Genomic DNA, 15701 nt, shown 5'->3' with positions numbered 1-15701 from the left:
TTAAATCAACATCACTAATTGGCAAATTAATCAATAGATGATTCAGTTCACAAATACAAAACAACTTACTAGTCATCATCGCACGCAAAGATCCATGTCACATTTTACCATGTTACACGTGTGCTATTGTTCCTGTTACACATGTAGCACAGCACAGCGTGTTATGACTCATCCGTAAAGTTGTAGGTAAAGGAAGACGATTTATGAACACCCCTTCATTTCGCCGAAAGGCAATCAGTACAGGAATCGCATTAGCACTTATGTCGGCAGTACCGAGTGCATTTGCCCAACCTAAAGCCGTGGAAAAACCCAATGTCATTGTCTTCTTTACTGACGATATGGGATGGGCAGACATGAGCACGCAAGGCGCACCATATAAGACTGAAAATCTGGATAAGATTGCTAACAGCGGTCAACGTTGGAGCCAATTCTATGTCACTTCGCCAGTTTCCTCTCCATCACGAGGCAGCTTACTTACTGGACGACTTGGTACTAAAACCGGTTTATACGGCAAAGAAATTCCGGTGGTGATGGAACCAAATCAAAACGACTTTCCGGCGACAGAAACCACCATAGCTACCATGTTGAAAGACAATGGATATAAAACCGCAATGTTTGGTAAATGGCATTTAGGCAATACTGAGGCTTCGTACCCTACGAGACATGGATTCGAGCACTGGTATGGAACCATTGCTTCTAATGACATGAACTTCACCGTCGGTTTACCTCGCCTACAACAATTAGGTGCATTTGTTCAAATTGCCAAAGCGAAAGAAAAGAAGGACTGGGATACTGTCAAAAAAGTAGGCGCGGCATTACAAAAGGATATGGCGTTAAAATATGAGGCTTTAAAAAACCCTAAAGACGAATATTGGGATATTTCTGTTATGGAGTCCAATAATAATAACGGAGTCTATAGCGATAAAGTTGTTGAGCGTCCATTAAATCAAGCAATGCATACACAAAATATTACCGCTCGTCTAAAAGATTATATTAAAGACAATAAAGATGACCCATTTTTTGCTTATGTACCTTATACGCAAAACCACGCGCCGCTGTTTGTCTCTCCTGAGTTTGAAGGAAAAAGTGGTCATGGACTCTATGCGGATGTCATGATGGAAATTGACTGGTCTGTCGGTGAAATTGTTGCAACGCTAGAGAAGTACAATATCGATGAGAATACACTCATTGTATTCTCATCAGACAATGGCCCTTGGTTACAAATGGGCGATCATGCGGGCTCTGCCCTTCCACTAAGAAATGGCAAAAACAGTACCTTTGAAGGAGGGGCTCGTGTACCTGGTATCTTCTACTGGCCAGGGCAAATTGAACCTAAAGTCGTCAACGATATTGGTTCCGCAATGGATATCTTACCAACGGTTGCGGCGTTAACTGGCTCAACACTTCCAAACACAGACCTAGATGGTGTTGATTTAAGTGCCACGCTTTTGGAAGGGAAGCCAAGTGTACGCACGGTTATGCCTTATTACTACAAAGGCAACATGCAAGCATACAGAAATCAAGAATGGAAAGTGGTCTTTTACGGAAGTGACCCGAAAAATTACTCTGGTTACAAACTGGAAAAGCCAGAGCTGTACAACATGATCAATGATGAAGAAGAAAAGCTAGATGTCGCAGAGAAAAATCCAGAAGTGCTCGCCATGATGGTGAAAGAAGCGCAAGAATACGATGCTTCTTTAGGTGAAAAAGTCACCCCACTATTTGATCTTAGATAAACGCTAGCAGGCCCAATATGTCAGACTTTCACGTTACCGCAAAACCTTCAGGTTCACTTTGCAACATTGATTGTGATTACTGCTTCTATCTGGAAAAGGAAAAGTTATACCCAGAAAGGAACAAAACGGTAGGTATGGATGATAAAACGCTTGAGATCTATATCAAGCAATACATTCAAGCACAGAAAGGGAATAACGTTCTTTTTTCTTGGCAAGGTGGAGAGCCGACATTATTGGGCCTTGCATTTTTCAACAAGGTCATTGCATTTCAAAATAAGTACGCTAACGGAAAGCTAATTTCCAATACCTTACAAACTAATGGCATATTGATTAATGAAGAATGGTGTCATTTCTTTAGACAACATGAATTTTTGATAGGTCTATCATTAGATGGTCCGAAAGAGATTAATGATAGCTATCGTAAAAGTCGCTCTCAAAAGTCCACCTTTAGTAAAGTAATCAATACGGTAGAACTATTTAATAAATTCAACATTGACTACAATATTTTAGCCGTAGTAAGCAAAGCAAACGTCGACAAACCCATTGAGGTTTATGAGTTTTTCAAGTCTATTGGCGCTAGACACTTCCAATTCACACCACTTGTTGAACGAATTGCGAACACCCCTACAAAGGACGGGCTTACACTTATTTCTCCAACGGATATGAGTCAAGCCACTGTTGCACCATGGAGCGTTGACGCATCGGCATATGGCGAGTTTATCACAACGATGTTTGATCACTGGATTAAGCATGATCTGGGTGAGGTTTTTATTCAAACATTTGAAAATACGCTAGGTAAAATGCTAGGTGAACCTGGAAATCTATGTGTTTTCGAAAAAGAATGCGGCAATGCACTCGCACTGGAATTAAATGGTGACACCTACTCATGTGATCATTTCGTTTATCCAGAATATAAACTAGGAAATATACATACCGAACAACTAGAAAATATAGCAAACTCACCCAAAGCAACTAAATTTGGGTCAGATAAGAAAACTAATATGGCAACCGAGTGTAACACATGCCCTTTCTTATCTATTTGCAATGGAGGATGCCCGAAGCATAGATTTGAACTATCTTCCTCCGGCATTCCCAATAAAAACTACTTCTGTAATGGATATAAAAAGATATTTTTACATATAGAAAAGTACATACCTACTTTTAAAAACGCATTTGAACTTGGACTAAATGCGGAAGATATAAAAAAAACAATTAGCAACAATTAACTTAATTCAATATATCAAACACAATTTTGGGGTTACTATGAAATATACAACCTTAGCCACAATTACGGCTATCGCACTCTGCTCTAATTCCGTACTGGCTGAAACATCGGGATTGAATGACGGATTCCAAGGAACATGGTTCTCACATGTCAATACGCCACATGGTTTTGCTACACCTCTACCTAAGGCAGCTGGCAACTGGGAAGTAAAAGGACTAATTAAGCCCACATTTATTAGCAATGCCGTTGATGGCTCAGATAAGGGCGCGGCGATAAAAGCAAAAGTACAAGTAAATGGTAACTATGAATTTACCGAAAATTTCCGTTTTATTACTGAAGCATGGGTGACGGGTGACTTCGAACAAAACAAAATGCATTGGGAGCGAGACTACAATACGCCAGTTCTAAATCAAGACCCTATTTACTTCGAACAACTTCAAATTGGTTTTGAACACAAAACACTTGGCGCACTTACTGTCGGAAAACAAGTAACACAATGGGGCGCAGGAACCATCTTTGATCAATACAACATGTTTGGCCTCACTGAACTACAACTTAATGCTAAAAATGATGGCACCAAAATCTTCTACCACAATAAGTGGGATAACAAGTGGTTAGTACGTGCTGTTTACCGACCAGAATCGCCAGTTTACGAAGTCCACGCGGCTTCGCCCGCACGAACAGAGGGCACATGGGGAATGACATTCGCTTACGATACGTTCTCGCCATACGCACGTGGATTTGATGGCTGGGGCATCTATTATGACGTCACAAATGAACACTTTGCCACACAGTATGGTGACGCTCCAAGTGATAGCTTTGGTACTGGAGGCGCGGCTGCCGGTGGATATCAATACCACAACGCCAATCATGAAAATCTCGTCCACGCTGTCAGCAGTTATATTAGAACCGGAGCATGGTACTTAGCCGGAAACTTATCGTATTCGAACATGGATGACGGTAAAAGCCTAGATGATACTTTAGAAAATTCTGGCTTCCAGCGCGCAGGTATGGTGTATGAGGATGGTGTTGGACTCAGCGCAACCGCGATGGCTCGTTATACCTTCAAAAATGGTTTTGAACCTCTAGTCTCTGTGGGTAACGACATAACAGGCACATTCGCCATTGTTGATCTCGCTTACAACTATAGTAAAGGGCTGAGGTTATTTGCCGTAACACGCATGGCCACCGACGACCAAACACAGTTTGGCCTCGGCGCTAAAATGTTCTTCTAAAAATAACACTCACAAAGTGAATGGCAGCGGTCACTTCCCTAGTAATCTGTCCAATTTTCTACTGTAAGGCCTTCAACGTCCTTACAGCTAGCTTCGGACATTGTACCTAGAAAGTAGCCATCTTTGATGCAAGGTAACTGGCCGTTGCTTTCACTTTGGGCACTCGTATTAAACGACAGGCTCATTACAAGCACAGACAGTAATAAAGAAATTCTACTCATATATACCTCTACATTAATAATAATTATTATAATGTAAGTTCACATTTCATTGTTTTTCCAATAAAAATAGATGATTGAATAGACCAATTTATTACTATCAGCAAACTTTTAAGAATAGTTCTTGTGTAACACTTCGGATATCAATGTGAATAGAATTAAAAAGCTTCGCACAATTAGCAATGCGATTGCCGATGTTGTCAGTGAAGTGGGTCATGATAAGCTGACCATACCCGTCATTGCTTCTAAAGCAGGTATGACTCCGAGCAATCTATATGTCTATTTTAACAGCAAAACTGACATGCTTAACTATGCCGATTATGACATCGAAAATCAGCTAATAACTGCGATGCTACAACCCTGTCATGACAAATATGATGCTATTTTCACGATTTGTCACAACCTGTTCTACCACCTATTAAGCCACCCTCAACACTTCTCCTACCTTAAACAAAGAAACCATATTAGTGCGTACCACTTACTCCATGGTGAGTTCACCGACGCTAAAATTGAGCTAAATAACCATGTATCCGCTGCCGCGTTACGAGTAGGCTTGACGAGTGACGGGTTGAGCTGTTTGCTATTCAGCCCAATTATCGATCTCGCCACGATTGCTCTGACAAAAAGTCCGCATAACTATGATGACGTGATTTCACTCATTGTCAGTCGCACCTATCCACCCGCATCCAAACAAACCCACACCCTGTCTCATCACTATCTTCGCTAGCATAAACTGTCTGTTAACCTTTATACGCATCACTCATTGTGGCTTCCAACCTGCAGATAACGAGTCTCCCCATGACTAACACTCTAAAAGGCCTCGAAGAATCGGTACTCCCTGGCATTGTGGCGGCTATCCACACGATAAATTCGGCCATACCATCATCATTTTCTCTTCACTACCGCTTTACTTGGCCACTAGAGAAGACATCAAATTACCGAAAACAATCAAGCAGTTACAATCACAACCCCATCAAGAAGCACGCAAAAACAACGCTACGCAGGAAAATATAGTGAAATATATTCCGAAAAAACCAAAATAACGCTTTACTTACCACAGGGGTCGGGTATGATTTGTCTCGCTCTGTTGAACAGAGTTATTAATGAAACATCAAGTAAAAGTAAAGCCTTAGAATGCCCACGTTAGTGTTGTTATCCTCAGTGTTTCCCTTGCTTCATCGTAACATTAAATAATTCCGAGCTATCAGCGCATCGCAATTTCGCGATAACTTTATGAAATTAAATATATTAAGGGGCTCTCATGTCTAACAAAACTACTGGCATCGTAAAATGGTTTAACGAAGAGAAAGGTTTCGGTTTCATTACTCAAGACAACGGCGGTGCTGACGTATTCGTTCACTTCCGTGCTATCGCTTCTGAAGGTTTCAAAACTCTTGCTGAAGGCCAAAAAGTGTCTTTTGAAGTAGAGCAAGGCCAAAAAGGCCCACAAGCTGCAAACGTAGTAGCTATCTAATTTAAGAGCGGCGCAAACAGTCTACTGTTTGCGCCACTTTTTTATCCCTTCTAGTTACACCACTTCGTTACGTCTAACAATTTCTTCAGCTAACCCTAGCTTTAAAAATCCTCAAATACTAAAAACGTACACTTTCCCACTAGTCTTACTTAAAATATTTCCGTATTTCTAGAATTTAAGTTCAATCAAACTAACTTGATGAGTTGCTGTTCGATTGCTTGGGTACATACCGTTACTGACATAGGTACGCTATGACTAAATGGATTAAGCGCATAAATCGAATTTAGCGGCAAATGATGGTTTGGTAATACGGGCACGAGTTTTGGACTCACCAATGGTAAATAAAAATCAGGCACCAAGCCTATACCTGCTCCCTGAGTGATTAATGATAAGCTGCTATGAAATGAATTAGTCATGCATCTAGCCGCTGTGTGGTACTCCTTACTTGCTTCCGTCTTACTAGTAAACACATGATGGATGTGCCTACCTTGCCAGTGATTCGAGATATAATTGAGGTCATCAAACGCCGTACTGGACACCAACGACGCTTCCCCACATAGCACATCTCGAAACTGCCCCAAACGTCGCTGCTTTAAATTGCTGCTTTTCGACTGCCCTACCCGGATCGCCAAATCAATATCATGCTCATAAAAATCAATATGTTGGTCACTGCTTATCAGCTCTGGCTCCAACCGTGGGTATTGCTGCATTAAGTCACCAATAATCGGCGTTATGAGTGTCTCCATGAGAGCATTTGGTGCTGTTATCCTAACTCGCCCTGTTGGCTCTGTTACCAGCTCTTGAGCCTCCGCCCAAGCTGAATCCATAATGCCATTGAGATCCTTGCAACGGGAATAAAAGCTACGACCAGCCTCTGTGAGCGCCTGTCGCCGTGTCGTACGCTTAAGTAGCGTTAGACCTAATTCTGTTTCAAGAGCCTTTAAGTGCTGACTCACAACCGACTTTGACAGATCTAATGTATCTGCGGCTGCTGAAATAGATCCCGCTTCAACAATATGAGCGAAGATGGACATTTGTCTTAGACGATTCATTTTATTGTTCTGTTTTATTAAACATTCCTTTTTAATATAGCTATTTTTCAAGACTAATCATAGCGCTATGCTAGACCCGTATTCCAATATTTAGGTAAGGGCTTATTATGTCAAACCATCAAACACTCAACGCCTGCAAACAAGGCATCGCTGCATGGCAAAAAGCATTTAACAACCACGATGCTCAAGGTTGTGCTGCGCAATATAACGAGAACTGTATCATGCATGCTCGCCCCTTTGGGACGTTCGAAGGCCGAGACGCCATACAAGCATTTTGGCAAAACATTATGGATCAAGGCTTTAATGAGGTTGAATACACAGAAACGCAGTGGCAAGCTCACGGCGAAAATGGTTATATATTGACTTCAAACTGGACAATGAATAAAGCCTTCGGCGTCGTTCATCGTGAACTGTGGGTAGTAGAAAATGACGGTAAAGCACGACTTATTAGCGATGATTTCGAAGTTCAGGGAGAGCGATAGCCCGCTCAATTAAGGTTCAAACAGCTGAGTGAGATCTTCACTCAGCTGTTCAAAAACAAGATGACCTTCAAGCACTTTATCCATGGCATACTCATAGCGTTCAACGTCCAGTACCTCATTAACTTCCCTATTGTATTTTGCGCCAACAACCACACCTGCTAACACCAATGCCACCGCTATTACTTTGAACATACAATTCCTTTTCAACGGTTTCCTTACCAATCTTGCTTTAGTATAAACTTCATCACTAGAAACCACATAATTGATCTAGATCAAAAGTGAATAATGAATGACTCACTCCCATTGAAATGCCTTATAAGATATAGCGCCGCCTCCTCTAATACATTGAATAAAAATATAATTTTTCATTTCAGTTACCACCCCAATACGGTAATTGATCACTGCCGCATTTTAATAATTCGACTTTTACCGAAATAACCTTTGACAGCGATATTGAGAAAGCTTATATTTCGAAAATTCCAGAAATATAGAGACCACCCCATGTTCGAAATTACACAACAAATGGTGATGGACACACTAGGCATGTTCATCTTCTTAGCTGTAGAGCTCACCATACTTTTTCTGTTGATCAGTTACCTTGTTGGCGTACTACAAGAATATATTCCACCGTCAAAAATCCAGAACATCTTGAGTGCAAAAAATGGTAAAGGGTACGTTGTTGCCGGGTTGCTAGGTGCAATTACTCCATTTTGCTCTTGTTCAACCATTCCTTTCCTGAAAGGCCTTCTTAGAGCCAAAGCAGGGTTTGGTACCATGATGGTGTTCTTATTTGCCAGTCCATTATTGAACCCTATTATTATTGGTTTGTTCGCAGTGACATTTGGGATGAAAGTAACACTGTTCTATTTTGTAGTCGCAATGGGTGTTTCAGTACTCGCAGGTTTCACATTAGAAAAGCTGGGGTTCGAAAAATATGTCAAAGCCGACGCATACAGTGAGCCAACACCTAAAGGCTGTGGCAGCACTTGCGGAGGAAAAGCGGTAGCGATTAACAAGTGGCGCAAGATATGGAACAGCACATGGCGAGACTTTAAAAAGGTACTTCCTTATCTCGTTGGAGGTATCGCGCTTGGTTCCATGATCTACGGGTTTATGCCGACAGAATTCGTGGCGAGCGTCGCAAGCGACAACAATCCGTTTGCGATTCCAGTTGCGGCAGTGATCGGGATTCCGTTATATATTCGAGCTGAAGCCGTCATTCCACTAAGTGCGGCATTGGCGGCAAAAGGCATGAGTCTTGGCGCGGTAATGGCATTGATTATTGGCAGTGCAGGAGCAAGTTTAACTGAGGTCATCTTACTTAAATCTATTTTCAAAAACACTATGATTGCCGCATTTTTGGTCGTCATACTAGGCATGGCGATTGGTGCTGGTTTTCTCTACCAATTCCTATTCTAATTGACCAGCCGATATAATAAATGCCCGGGATAGTACCCGGGCATTTCTATAGAAGTCACTTTAACAAGAGCAATATTGACGCTGCATAGACGTTTTCACCACTCGACTGTCAATGGTAAAAAAGACATGATCCAGCTGAAATACTCTCTCCAACCATTTCATTGCTAACCCTCCACTTCAGCCATATCGATATTCAATGCAGAAGCAAGACCTTCCGCATAATCACGATCGGCTTGCAATGCATGCCAAATATGCTTGAGCTGAATAGGTTTAGAGGCAGCCCCTACCGAACGAGCGGTATTTTCAAACAAGCGCTGTTGCTCTTCTTTCGTCATTAGGCGGAAGAGATCACCAGCTTGAGTAAAGTAATCACTATCTTCTCGGTGATCCCAATGACCCGCTTCTCCCTCGATGGCTAACGCTGGCTCAGCATACTCAGATTGCTCTGCCCATTCACCATACTGATTAGGTTCATAGCCTTTTGTTGAGCCATAATTGCCATCAATACGCATCGCCCCATCTCGGTGATAACTGTGTACTGGGCAACGTGGTGCGTTAACCGGGATCTGATGATGGTTTACGCCTAAACGATAGCGTTGGGCATCACCATAAGCAAACAACCGACCTTGCAACATTCTATCAGGCGAGAAACCGACTCCCGGAACAATTGCCGCCGGATTAAATGCCGATTGCTCTACTTCAGCAAAGAAGTTTTCAGGGTTACGATTAAGCTCAAACTCACCCACTTCGATCAGTGGGAAATCACCATGAGGCCATACTTTAGTAAGATCAAACGGATTAAACTCACTCGCATTAGCCTGTGCTTCCGTCATAACTTGAATCTGCATCGTCCATTTTGGAAACTCACCATTTTCAATACTTTCGTATAGATCACGGTGGTGACTTTCGCGATCACGTCCTACTAACGCTTCTGCTTCTTGGTCCGTTAAGTTCTTGATCCCTTGCTGTGTTTGGAAATGAAATTTCACCCAAACACGTTCGTTGTCAGCATTAATTAAACTAAAGGTATGGCTACCAAAACCGTTCATATGACGGTAGGTGGCGGGAATACCACGGTCACTCATGACAATGGTGACTTGATGAAATGCTTCAGGTAATGACGTCCAAAAATCCCAGTTATTTTCTGCGCTACGCATATTGGTGCGTGGATCGCGTTTAACCGCATGATTGAGATCTGGAAATTTGAGTGGGTCGCGCAAAAAGAATACCGGCGTATTATTACCGACTAAATCCCAGTTTCCTTCTTCCGTATAAAATTTTAACGCAAAGCCACGAATATCGCGCTCAGCATCCGCCGCGCCACGCTCACCTGCCACCGTGGTAAAGCGAGCAAACAACTCTGTTGTTTTGCCCACCTCTGAAAAAATAGCCGCTTTGGTGTACTGAGTAATGTCATTGGTTACGGTAAACTTGCCGTAAGCCCCAGAGCCTTTCGCATGCATACGACGCTCGGGGATCACTTCGCGGTCAAAATGCGCCATCTTTTCTAAAAACCAGACATCTTGCAGCAACATCGGGCCACGCTTACCAGCAGTAGCCACGTTTTGGTTATGTGCAACAGGACAACCTGCCGCTGTCGTTAATTTCTTAGTCATAGTACATCCTTAGTGATCAAATCATCGCCGATTGAATACACTTACTATAAACGCGGATAATGAAAATAGACAACGGGATCTCGCTATTAATTCGATAAGCGAAATCTATCGAACCATCGGAAGTTATTTGCATGGGGCATTCAAACGAATGATCATTCAAAGTAACGCTTACAAAGATTTCACTCGCGATGGCAGAAAAATTTCACCCAGCATACAACGCACGCTTCCACCACCAACGGTCTCAATAGTAGAAACGTCGAAAGGGAGTAGCTTTCCATGCGTGCTCAATTGCTGCCTTTGTGAAGGCGTAAAAGCATCATACGCCGATTGTGACATAGCAATCACTTTGTCTCCATTCACCGTTTCCAGCTGAAGAATATTGCCACAAAAATGATTCATCTGATGCTCACTGATGGTAATCACTTGCTTAGACTTAGCCAAAGATTTAATCACGAATCGGCGCTCATATTCAGGAATCAGGTCTGCACAAATAACAGCAAAATTTTCCCCAATGGCCATCATCACATTAGTGTGATAAATCGGCTGTCCAGATGGGAGTGCCGTTTGAAAAGAGACCACGCGATGGTAACCAATACGCTTAGCATAATCCTCCAGCGCCTCTCTTTCACAGCGCTGAGACAAAGCCGCATAGATGGTTCGGTTAACATGATCTTTAACCATCACACCTGTGCTTTCTAAATAAGCGCCTTGCTTGGCGTAGCTTTCCATGGAATCTGTTGCGATTACCACTCGCCCAGCGGCGCGTAAGGATCTCATTAACGCTTCAGGGCGAACTTCATGCTGGCGGTTGTTACACGCCATTGGAAACGTATAAAACGCCCCATCTTGCGTGGTACTAAACCAGTTATTCGGAAACACAGCATCGGGCGTTTCTTGGTCTGATGTCGGGTAATCAAACTCGACAACTTGCACGCCAACCTTACGCAGCGCAGCTGCCATAGTGTTGAACTCGCCCATGGCAGCAGCGCGGACAGCAACCGAGTCCATCGTCACTGGCTGTTGAAATTCATTATCTTTTGCTGTTTCAGCATTAAAACCGAACTCTTTAGGGGGCACCATCACAACACAATTCGCATTTTGAACCGAGCGTTGTAACTTTGATTGACGGGGCCATTTTAGATGTAAAGCTGTTCCTTGATTCATATTGAGTCCACTCATTCTACAAACTTCATCAACGATTTTTGAATTGTAAGCAAAATGTTAATTATCAATTAACTGAATTCAACCCTATTTGACATCAAAGACTCCACTCATTAACTGCATTATTCACTTTATTCAGACGTATTTACTGAATATCCAAGCAAGTCAGTAAAATCGTCAACTAGTTTGCACCGATTCCGTCATTTTTCTTTGATACGTCTACAATAACGTAACAATATTGTTTCATATTCAAACTAATCTAATGACACAACTTGAGCCAGTTGATTGAAAGTTATACACTTAATTTCGTAGCCCTTTGAATCTTGTAATACTATCCGTTTCGTCGGCGTTGCAATTTCGTCATAAATTTAATGTGCTCTTCAGCGAAATGGAACCTTCGCCATGTAAAATAAAAACTGCTTAAAAACAAATTCTTACTAAAGGCTTCTCTCTGCCTATTGTGGCGAGAGTTCGTCATTTTATTCTGAATGCAGTCGAGCATTCATAGCACCTAGGTGAATCATGTTTAAACGCTTTGAATCTTTCACAAAAGCTTTTCCAAAGCAGGAGCCCGAGCAACCGCCAGAGGGCATCTTTGCTTTTTGTCGACACTTTACTCGTGGATTCGAAAAACCATTAATTCTAATGGCACTACTCAGTACCACTGTCGCGATTATTGAAGTGGCATTATTTAGCTTCATGGGTGAACTGGTCGATTTACTAACAGCCAGCACACCCGAAACCTTTATGGCAGAAAACGGAAGCACACTCTTTTGGGTCGGACTCGTTATTCTGCTCGTCATGCCAGCCCTTATTTTGGTGTACTCTTTATTGACTCACCAAACCTTGCTTGGCAACTACCCCATGTCTATACGATGGCAAATGCATCGTTACTTGTTAAAGCAAAGTTTGTCCTTTTACCAAGATGATTTTGCAGGAAGAGTCGCTACTAAAGTGATGCAAACGGCATTAGCCGTTCGCGAAACGGTGATGAAAACCGCTGACGTTTTTGTCTATGTCATGGTGTATTTTACCTCCATGCTGTTTATCTTGGCACAGGCCGACCTTTGGTTAATGCTGCCAATGCTCTTGTGGCTATTCGCTTATATTGGCATCCAGCTTTATTTTGTCCCAAAGCTGAAAAAAGTAGCAGCAGAACAAGCGGATTCTCGCTCTTTGATGACAGGACGAATCGTAGACAGCTACACCAACATCTCTACCGTCAAACTCTTTTCACACAGTAAAAGAGAGACAGAATATGCCAAAGAAGGCATGGACGGATTTCTCGATACCGTTCACAGGCAAATGCGCCTAGTGACAGGGTTTGATGTCTGTGTACAGCTTGCTAACTACATTTTATTGTTCTCTATCGCTGGCATTTCCATCTATTTATGGATGCAAAGCGCCATCACAATTGGTGCCATCGCCATCGCGATTAGTTTGGCGCTGCGAATTAATGGCATGTCGATGTGGATCATGTGGGAAGTGGGTGCGTTATTTGAAAACATGGGTACCGTGGTCGATGGCATCAAAACGATGTCTAAGCCTATCGCTATCCAAGATAAGCCTGATGCTAAGCCGATTGTCGTCGACCAAGGCGGTATTGAGTTTGATAATGTCAGCTTCCACTATGGTGAGAATAAAGGCGTGATTAGCAACTTAAATCTCAACATTAAACCGGGAGAGAAAGTTGGGCTTGTTGGTCGCTCTGGTGCAGGGAAATCAACACTTGTTAACCTGCTACTTCGCTTCCATGATGTCGAGGGCGGTCAGATCCGAATCGATGGTCAAACGATTTCTGAGGTCACACAAGATTCTCTACGCAGCAAAATTGGCATGGTCACGCAAGATACCTCGCTGTTGCACCGCTCTATCCGAGAAAACATCATGTATGGTCGTCCAGATGCCACTGAAGAAGATCTTCTCTCGGCCACTAAACAAGCCCATGCCAATGAGTTTGTCGAAACCCTCACTGACCCGTTTGGTAATGTGGGTTACGATGCTCAAGTCGGTGAGCGAGGCGTGAAACTTTCTGGGGGACAAAGACAACGTATTGCTATCTCACGAGTCCTGCTTAAAAATGCGCCGATCTTGATCCTCGATGAAGCAACATCCGCGCTTGATTCTGAAGTTGAAGCAGCAATTCAAGAAAGCCTGAATGAACTTATGGAAGGCAAAACCGTGATTGCTATTGCGCATCGCCTATCAACTATTGCTGCGATGGACCGCTTGATTGTTTTAGATCAGGGTCAAGTCCTTGAAGAAGGTACACACCAAGAGTTGATTAAGCAAAAAGGCGTTTACGCGCAGCTTTGGGCGCATCAAACCGGTGGGTTTATTTGCGGAGAGGATGACGTAGAACAGGAAGGAGTAGCGTAGTCCACCTAGGCTCGCTCAATATGCTATAACGAACAAAGCCACTTAGTTTAGCTGCCAGTCACGGATATTAGCTAAACATGGGTGGCTTTCTTTTTATTTAGCGAAGCAGGTTCCCAATTCACTACACGTGCATAGCATGAGTCACTAACACCATTTAAGTGACCAATTGCCACAAAGTCACCACCGCGACCAGCAAAACCGATAATGCGATACACTTCTTAATTCCAGCCTCATTATTTGATGTTTGGTGCTGCTCATAGTGAAACTTTCTCGCACGCCAATGACCACATCCAAATAACAACAGACTCAACACCGCTAAAGCAACGCTGCCAACCATTAAAGAAGGTTGCTGATTAGTGATTGCATACTTCATCATTACCATCGCTAGTAACAGGCTCAACCACATAGTTCGAAACCATGCCAATACTGTTCTCTCTAGCTGTAGTCCAGGATCTTTTATCATCATCGCTACCTCTGCCTCACGGCAACCACATCATGGCAATAACCAACATCGCGACCAGAAAGATGATAATACTGATGACCTTGATCGCGACCGAATACGACAGTTCCCGACCGTTGCGCATGGCGCGTTCATTGGACGCCCAGCGTATATAAGCCAACAACGGTAGTGCTGCCGCCATCACGCAAAGTATCGCCGACAACAGCAACCTCATATTAGAATCAGCAAACTCGGGGACCAAATGTTCAATTCCCACTGCGCCAGCAAGCAACGCCAAAGAAGTACGAATCCATGATAAGTACGTGCGTTCATTAGCCAGAGAAAACCGATAATCAGGTGCCTGCCCTTCGCTTCTCCAGTTAGACGGTTTTATGTGTTTCAATGGTTATCCTTGCTCAATATTAGCATTTAAAAATAAAGACAAAGCGAATCGTAAATTCCTGACTCATCATGGTGGGTTGTCACAATATTGGCGATTTCTTTGACTTCTAACGGGCTATTTCCCATCGCAATCCCCAACCCAGCACTAGCCAATAGCTCCATATCATTGCTGTAATTACCAAAAGCAACCGTATCAACGACATCGTATGACTTAGCTTGTAATAACTGCCTCAACGCCTGCGCTTTGTTCGTACCGAGAGTCGTAATATCCGCCATCGTATGACACGATTGAGTGAAATTTAATTCATGTTCATCACAATACGCATGTAATTCTTTAAGTGCCGCGAGGTTCTCCGTCTCAACCACTGCTTTATAGATCGTCAATGATTGCGCCAATGAGATGAACTGCTTCTCTGTGACTTGCTGATAGGTGGATATGGCATCCGGTTCGCGCTGCCGCTCCCACTCAGATATTTGCTGAAAACTTGGTGCTGCCTGATATAAGTAAATATGCTTCGGGCTGATGATCCTCACCGCGACGTCTAATGATTGACAAAACATAAGTAACGCACTCAGGCGCCCTTTTTCAACAGGGCGTCCATGAATAATGGCATTCGACTTTACGTCGAAACAATACGCCCCATTGCAGCAAATCAATGATGTATCTAGACCGAGTTCATGAGCATAAGGCAGCATCAATTGATGAGGCCGGCCGCTTGCAAGGTAGATATCAACATTCGCGGATTGTAAGTTTTGGATGACGGCTTTGTTTTCGGTCAGAATCTGATGGCGACTATTAAGTAGTGTTCCATCTAGGTCGAACACAACAGACTGATAGTTGTACATAGCGCTTTCCCTATAAC

At 42.9% G+C, this 15701-nt stretch carries 17 protein-coding genes; 9 read left to right on the top strand and 8 right to left on the bottom strand.

Translation table 11 applies throughout. The annotated features are described in order from the left end of the window. Positions 1–203: 203 nt before the first annotated feature. From L4D05_RS11840 to L4D05_RS11830, 3 genes are read left to right on the top strand one after another with little or no spacing between them, the layout of a single operon-like run. Positions 204–1736: a sulfatase-like hydrolase/transferase gene (locus tag L4D05_RS11840; RefSeq protein WP_428794110.1), complete on the top strand. Its 1533-nt coding sequence runs from the start codon at positions 204–206 to the stop codon at positions 1734–1736. A 17-nt stretch (positions 1737–1753) separates the two neighbouring features. Then, on the top strand, positions 1754–2962 hold the full coding sequence (locus L4D05_RS11835; protein ID WP_428794109.1) for an anaerobic sulfatase maturase: 1209 nt from the start codon (positions 1754–1756) through the stop codon (positions 2960–2962). Between the two features lie 37 nt (positions 2963–2999). Beyond that, a complete protein-coding gene (locus L4D05_RS11830) occupies positions 3000–4196 on the top strand; it encodes a hypothetical protein (RefSeq protein ID WP_428754480.1) in 1197 nt (398 codons plus the stop codon). A gap of 38 nt (positions 4197–4234) precedes the next feature. On the opposite strand, the gene L4D05_RS11825 is transcribed toward L4D05_RS11830, so the two are convergent. After that, positions 4235–4417: a hypothetical protein gene (locus tag L4D05_RS11825; protein ID WP_428754481.1), complete on the bottom strand. Its 183-nt coding sequence runs from the start codon at positions 4415–4417 to the stop codon at positions 4235–4237. Positions 4418–4562: 145 nt separating this feature from the next. Between L4D05_RS11825 and L4D05_RS11820 the strand changes: the two genes are divergently transcribed. From L4D05_RS11820 to cspE, 3 genes are all read left to right on the top strand, one after another. Then, positions 4563–5141 carry a TetR/AcrR family transcriptional regulator gene (locus L4D05_RS11820; protein ID WP_428754482.1) on the top strand — a complete coding sequence of 193 codons (579 nt, stop codon included), beginning with the start codon at positions 4563–4565 and terminating at the stop codon, positions 5139–5141. A gap of 71 nt (positions 5142–5212) precedes the next feature. Further along, positions 5213–5428: a hypothetical protein gene (locus L4D05_RS11815; protein WP_428794108.1), complete on the top strand. Its 216-nt coding sequence runs from the start codon at positions 5213–5215 to the stop codon at positions 5426–5428. A 247-nt stretch (positions 5429–5675) separates the two neighbouring features. After that, positions 5676–5888: a transcription antiterminator/RNA stability regulator CspE gene (gene cspE, locus L4D05_RS11810; RefSeq protein ID WP_102468123.1), complete on the top strand. Its 213-nt coding sequence runs from the start codon at positions 5676–5678 to the stop codon at positions 5886–5888. Positions 5889–6073: 185 nt separating this feature from the next. Here cspE and L4D05_RS11805 read toward each other — a convergent pair whose 3' ends face one another. Continuing rightward, positions 6074–6940 (bottom strand): LysR family transcriptional regulator, encoded by an 867-nt coding sequence (locus L4D05_RS11805; protein ID WP_428794107.1) that lies wholly within the window; start codon positions 6938–6940, stop codon positions 6074–6076. Positions 6941–7047: 107 nt separating this feature from the next. Between L4D05_RS11805 and L4D05_RS11800 the strand changes: the two genes are divergently transcribed. Next, on the top strand, positions 7048–7422 hold the full coding sequence (locus L4D05_RS11800; protein WP_428754485.1) for a YybH family protein: 375 nt from the start codon (positions 7048–7050) through the stop codon (positions 7420–7422). Between the two features lie 9 nt (positions 7423–7431). Here L4D05_RS11800 and L4D05_RS11795 read toward each other — a convergent pair whose 3' ends face one another. Further along, positions 7432–7614, bottom strand: coding sequence for a hypothetical protein (locus L4D05_RS11795; RefSeq protein WP_428794106.1), 183 nt, complete (start codon positions 7612–7614; stop codon positions 7432–7434). A gap of 309 nt (positions 7615–7923) precedes the next feature. Here L4D05_RS11795 and L4D05_RS11790 point away from each other — a divergent pair, with 309 nt between their 5' ends. Beyond that, entirely contained in the window at positions 7924–8841 is a 918-nt protein-coding gene (locus L4D05_RS11790) for a permease (RefSeq protein WP_428754487.1), read from the top strand. A gap of 164 nt (positions 8842–9005) precedes the next feature. Here L4D05_RS11790 and katE2 read toward each other — a convergent pair whose 3' ends face one another. Then, positions 9006–10457, bottom strand: coding sequence for a catalase KatE2 (katE2, locus tag L4D05_RS11785; protein WP_428794105.1), 1452 nt, complete (start codon positions 10455–10457; stop codon positions 9006–9008). A 168-nt stretch (positions 10458–10625) separates the two neighbouring features. Beyond that, positions 10626–11621: an arginine deiminase-related protein gene (locus tag L4D05_RS11780; protein WP_428794104.1), complete on the bottom strand. Its 996-nt coding sequence runs from the start codon at positions 11619–11621 to the stop codon at positions 10626–10628. Between the two features lie 519 nt (positions 11622–12140). On the opposite strand from L4D05_RS11780, the gene L4D05_RS11775 reads away from it, so the two are divergent. Beyond that, on the top strand, positions 12141–13997 hold the full coding sequence (locus L4D05_RS11775; RefSeq protein WP_428754490.1) for an ABC transporter ATP-binding protein: 1857 nt from the start codon (positions 12141–12143) through the stop codon (positions 13995–13997). A gap of 154 nt (positions 13998–14151) precedes the next feature. Here the strand turns inward: L4D05_RS11775 and L4D05_RS11770 are convergent, their stop codons facing one another. Genes L4D05_RS11770 through L4D05_RS11760 form a run of 3 tightly spaced genes read right to left on the bottom strand, consistent with a single transcriptional unit; the run spans position 14152 to position 15684 of the window. Continuing rightward, positions 14152–14463 (bottom strand): DUF202 domain-containing protein, encoded by a 312-nt coding sequence (locus tag L4D05_RS11770; protein ID WP_428754491.1) that lies wholly within the window; start codon positions 14461–14463, stop codon positions 14152–14154. A gap of 13 nt (positions 14464–14476) precedes the next feature. Then, positions 14477–14839: a YidH family protein gene (locus L4D05_RS11765; protein ID WP_428754492.1), complete on the bottom strand. Its 363-nt coding sequence runs from the start codon at positions 14837–14839 to the stop codon at positions 14477–14479. A 26-nt stretch (positions 14840–14865) separates the two neighbouring features. After that, on the bottom strand, positions 14866–15684 hold the full coding sequence (locus L4D05_RS11760; protein ID WP_428794103.1) for an HAD family hydrolase: 819 nt from the start codon (positions 15682–15684) through the stop codon (positions 14866–14868). Positions 15685–15701 lie beyond the last annotated feature (17 nt).

Source organism: Vibrio nomapromontoriensis (genome assembly GCF_050337205.1).
Lineage (GTDB): Bacteria > Pseudomonadota > Gammaproteobacteria > Enterobacterales > Vibrionaceae > Vibrio > Vibrio nomapromontoriensis.
This window is presented reverse-complemented; position numbering and strand designations above follow the sequence as displayed.

What these genes read in the sequence shown, in the direction of transcription:
- L4D05_RS11840 (WP_428794110.1), top strand. Translation starts at nt 204, where the DNA reads ATGAACACCCCTTCATTTCGCCGAAAGGCAATCAGTACAGGAATCGCA.
- L4D05_RS11835 (WP_428794109.1), top strand. Translation starts at nt 1,754, where the DNA reads ATGTCAGACTTTCACGTTACCGCAAAACCTTCAGGTTCACTTTGCAAC.
- L4D05_RS11830 (WP_428754480.1), top strand. Translation starts at nt 3,000, where the DNA reads ATGAAATATACAACCTTAGCCACAATTACGGCTATCGCACTCTGCTCT.
- L4D05_RS11825 (WP_428754481.1), bottom strand. Translation starts at nt 4,417, where the DNA reads ATGAGTAGAATTTCTTTATTACTGTCTGTGCTTGTAATGAGCCTGTCG.
- L4D05_RS11815 (WP_428794108.1), top strand. Translation starts at nt 5,213, where the DNA reads ATGACTAACACTCTAAAAGGCCTCGAAGAATCGGTACTCCCTGGCATT.
- cspE (WP_102468123.1), top strand. Translation starts at nt 5,676, where the DNA reads ATGTCTAACAAAACTACTGGCATCGTAAAATGGTTTAACGAAGAGAAA.
- L4D05_RS11805 (WP_428794107.1), bottom strand. Translation starts at nt 6,940, where the DNA reads ATGAATCGTCTAAGACAAATGTCCATCTTCGCTCATATTGTTGAAGCG.
- L4D05_RS11800 (WP_428754485.1), top strand. Translation starts at nt 7,048, where the DNA reads ATGTCAAACCATCAAACACTCAACGCCTGCAAACAAGGCATCGCTGCA.
- L4D05_RS11795 (WP_428794106.1), bottom strand. Translation starts at nt 7,614, where the DNA reads ATGTTCAAAGTAATAGCGGTGGCATTGGTGTTAGCAGGTGTGGTTGTT.
- L4D05_RS11790 (WP_428754487.1), top strand. Translation starts at nt 7,924, where the DNA reads ATGTTCGAAATTACACAACAAATGGTGATGGACACACTAGGCATGTTC.
- katE2 (WP_428794105.1), bottom strand. Translation starts at nt 10,457, where the DNA reads ATGACTAAGAAATTAACGACAGCGGCAGGTTGTCCTGTTGCACATAAC.
- L4D05_RS11780 (WP_428794104.1), bottom strand. Translation starts at nt 11,621, where the DNA reads ATGAATCAAGGAACAGCTTTACATCTAAAATGGCCCCGTCAATCAAAG.
- L4D05_RS11775 (WP_428754490.1), top strand. Translation starts at nt 12,141, where the DNA reads ATGTTTAAACGCTTTGAATCTTTCACAAAAGCTTTTCCAAAGCAGGAG.
- L4D05_RS11770 (WP_428754491.1), bottom strand. Translation starts at nt 14,463, where the DNA reads ATGATGATAAAAGATCCTGGACTACAGCTAGAGAGAACAGTATTGGCA.
- L4D05_RS11760 (WP_428794103.1), bottom strand. Translation starts at nt 15,684, where the DNA reads ATGTACAACTATCAGTCTGTTGTGTTCGACCTAGATGGAACACTACTT.